Source organism: Ferruginibacter sp. (genome assembly GCF_031430955.1).
In the GTDB taxonomy this organism is placed as follows: Bacteria; Bacteroidota; Bacteroidia; order Chitinophagales; family Chitinophagaceae; genus Ferruginibacter.
Genome location: NZ_JANPCM010000638.1, coordinates 1 through 3,519, shown reverse-complemented (window position 1 = coordinate 3,519; position 3,519 = coordinate 1). Strand labels below are relative to the sequence as shown.

The window sequence follows — 3,519 nt, the reverse complement described above, 5'->3', positions numbered from 1 at the left end:
GGCACCATCGGCATGCATGATGTTTACAAAATTTTCATCGCCACCCAAAAAATCGGGATACACTTTGCAAAAAGCATTGGGAAATAAACCCTGGTCGAGGTTTTTAACAGCCGCATGCACTTCTTCTTTTTGGGCAGATACGCCCCGTTTACTGTATAAAGACATTGTGAATGGTCAATTGTGAATAGTGAATAATGAATCGGGCGCAAATTACAAACGAATTATCCATTATCCATTAAATAATTATCCATTATTCTTTATAGATTTATCCATTAGATTTGCAACTCTTTAAAGAAAAAGAATAAGATCTAATTTAAAAAGCTGCAGTCCCCCTCCAGGGGATAGGGGCAATTTATCCATTAGATTTGCACAACTTTCCTATGCAGGTACATAATAATATAGATAATTTACCGGTTTTTAAAAATGCGGTCATAACTATTGGCACATTTGATGGGGTACACAGCGGCCACCAGCAAATTATCAATACACTTAAAGATGCTGCAGCAGCCGCAGGTGGCGAATCCATCATCATCACCTTTCACCCACATCCACGTAAAGTGGTGTCTTCTGCCGTTACCGGCATCAGGCTAATCAATACGCTTAACGAAAGAATTGAACTTATAGAAAAAGCCGGTGTAGATCATTTGGTGGTAGTGCCCTTTACAGATTATTTTGCCAACCAAACCGCCGAAGAATACATCAGCGATTTTTTGGTAGATAAATTTCAGCCGCATACCATCATCATTGGTTACGACCATCGCTTTGGCAGAGAGCGTAGGGGTGATTATAAACTGATGGAAGAAAAAGCCATCGTCTATAATTATCAGCTGATGGAAATCCCTTTGCATTTGCTGAACACTATAAAAGTAAGCAGCAGCAATATCCGTGAAGCAATTTTACACGGCCATGTGGAAGAAGCCAACCAACTGCTGGGCTACACTTTCTTTTTTGAAGGCGAAGTAGTGCATGGCGATAAAATTGGCCGCACTATTGGTTACCCCACTGCAAACCTTAAAAGCACCGACGAAGAAAAAATTGTTTTAGGCGATGGCATTTATGCGGTGTACACCGAGGTTGATGGTACCCGTTACAAGGCCATGATGAGTATTGGCTTCCGGCCAACCGTAAATGGAAAAAAACGTGTGGTGGAAGTAAATATTTTTAATTTTGAAACAGAGATTTACGGCAAAACCATAAGGGTGTATGTAAAAAAATATTTACGCAGCGAAGTAAAATTTAGTGGACTGGAAGAATTGAAACAACAACTGCACAGGGATAAGGAAGATAGTTTGGCAGTTTTATAAAACTTCGTTTTACATTTTTTTGGCGACGGGCATTTGTTTTTTATGGCATCATCGTTGCCACGCTCGGTTCAACGGCATACCATTGGGGAACTTTTATTGCAGCGGAGATTGAAGCGAAAATATTCTTACCCTTTTTCTTTTTAATGAATCGAAAGTTCAAGCTTTCTGTTTAACCCCTGCGCAATAAGCCGGTACAAAGTTGATAATTGAATATCGGCCCTGCCATTTTCAATGCTTGAAATACAGGTTTTTTAGTTCCTGTTTTTCCGCCATTTCAGCCTGAGTTAAATTTACTTTCTCCCTTTCTTCTTTTAAAATTTCGCCTCAAATAAAAGTCTGTGCTTTTAATTCAAATTCAGAACGTGAAGCAGTGCCGTGAACTCCATATTTTTTATCTAAGTGAGTATCCCGGGAAAGCACTTTATTTTTTGTTTTTTTTACTATTACTTTTTTAATTTTCTGCATTTAATTTTTTATTGATAAAATATTCTTTTTAAATCTCTTTGCTAATTAAATTTCCTGCTTTAGGGCTTTCTGTTTCTTCTTTTAAAATGCATTTATGAGGGCTGCTGGTTTCGGTAATTCTGTTACCGAAAGTTTCTGTCCAACAAAAACAAGTAATCTGTCAGGATTACTTTGTCCAAATTAACAAGTAAATACAATTGTCAGGAAAAGTAATATTGAGAAACGGGTTGTCATTAAAATTGCAGTTTACTTTTAGATTGTGTAAATAGATTAAACAGCGCTTTTTGTCCTTTGCTTTTGAATCAGGATTAAACAAATTCCTGCAAGGAATAATAAAAACGAAATTATTTCGGCTTGTGTAGGATGAAAGCCAGCTATAGAATAGGTTGTGTTTACCCGGATTTTTTCTACTAAAAATCTTTCGGCCCCATTTAAAATAAGATAAATACCAAAAATTACACCCGGTGTTTTTATACGCTTTCTTATGCTCCATAAAAAAAGAAAAAGTAAAGTGCAGGCAATAGTTTCGTAAAAAGGTGTGGGAAAAACCGGTGAGGGTAACATGCGGTTGTGTTCATCATTATCGCCTGTAATTAAAATTCCATCGCTGTTTACATTTTTGGGATAAGCATATCCGAACATCCAATTGGGCAAAAAGGAAGGGCCTTTAAAATTTTTATGTGCTACTTCCGCAAGGCTGCCATGTTTTCTATCAGTAACATATATTAATCTACCTGCGGTATCAGGTGCTTTGCCCTCTAAAAAATATGCAGTGTTACCTGTTAATACATTTTTAAAATCATCTGGTTTAGCTACAATAGTTTTTCCTTTACTATCTGCAACATAAGCACTGTTGTAAATTCCCCAATCTCCATCGCCAGCCACCTGGCAACCAATTCTGCCCACAGCATAAGCAATCATTAAGGCAGGCGCAGCGCTGTCTACCAAATGAATAATTTTTATACCTCTCTTAGAAGCATACCAGCAAATGGCTACTGCTGCCAAAATTAATCCACCATAAAAAGTAAGTCCGCTTGCAGAAAATAATCTTCCTATTGGGTCTTTAATAAAATCATCCCAGTTTTCGAGATTATCAAATAATTTGGCGCCTAAAATTCCAAATATCAAACCAAGTATTATTATGTCTCCCACCCTGTCGTGTGGCCAAATGCGTACATTACGGCGTTCGGGTTCTTTAAGTTTTTGTTTGTTTCTATCGTACCATTTTAATCCTCCTAAAAGTATGGCTACAGCCAATCCTCCCAATATATTTCCCTGGCTTGAAAAAATATATTCCTGTGGATTCATTCCTTCCGGCCGGCTGAAAATTAATCCTAAAATTTTGAAGCCGAAAACAAAACCGATCAATGCATTTATTATCAATTCCATTAAAGAAGCCGGCTTGCCAACCGTTATCATTTCTTCTCTTGGAAATAATAAACCCAGTTTTTCTTTTCGCTTTAATTCGCTGGTTAGTACAATAGCTGCAACAATAAATGCGATGGCAACCATTAAACCAAATGTATTTAAAATATTCAGCCCTTTCCATTCCACTCCAAACCAGTCTTTAAAAACATAATATAAATTGGGATACATTGGTTTATTGATTTATTAGTTGATTAGTTGATTAGTTGATTAGTTGCTGTTTTTTTTCGGCTGCAAGATATTCAAATAATCGCAGCACTTATAAATATAACTTAATCATTACTGTGAAATATATTGTAACTTTAATTATCCCCCCAGCCAGCTG

Annotated in this window: 3 protein-coding genes; 1 reads left to right on the top strand and 2 read right to left on the bottom strand. The window is 36.9% G+C overall.

From position 1 onward, the window contains the following. Window positions 1-380: 380 nt before the first annotated feature. Window positions 381-1,304: a bifunctional riboflavin kinase/FAD synthetase gene (locus ACY65O_RS18090; RefSeq protein ID WP_462222263.1), complete on the top strand. Its 924-nt coding sequence runs from the start codon at window positions 381-383 to the stop codon at window positions 1,302-1,304. A gap of 324 nt (window positions 1,305-1,628) precedes the next feature. Here ACY65O_RS18090 and ACY65O_RS18085 read toward each other — a convergent pair whose 3' ends face one another. Beyond that, entirely contained in the window at window positions 1,629-1,769 is a 141-nt protein-coding gene (locus ACY65O_RS18085) for a hypothetical protein (protein WP_462222262.1), read from the bottom strand. A 270-nt stretch (window positions 1,770-2,039) separates the two neighbouring features. Further along, on the bottom strand, window positions 2,040-3,365 hold the full coding sequence (locus ACY65O_RS18080) for a prolipoprotein diacylglyceryl transferase (RefSeq protein WP_462222261.1): 1,326 nt from the start codon (window positions 3,363-3,365) through the stop codon (window positions 2,040-2,042). Between the last annotated feature and the right edge of the window lie 154 nt (window positions 3,366-3,519).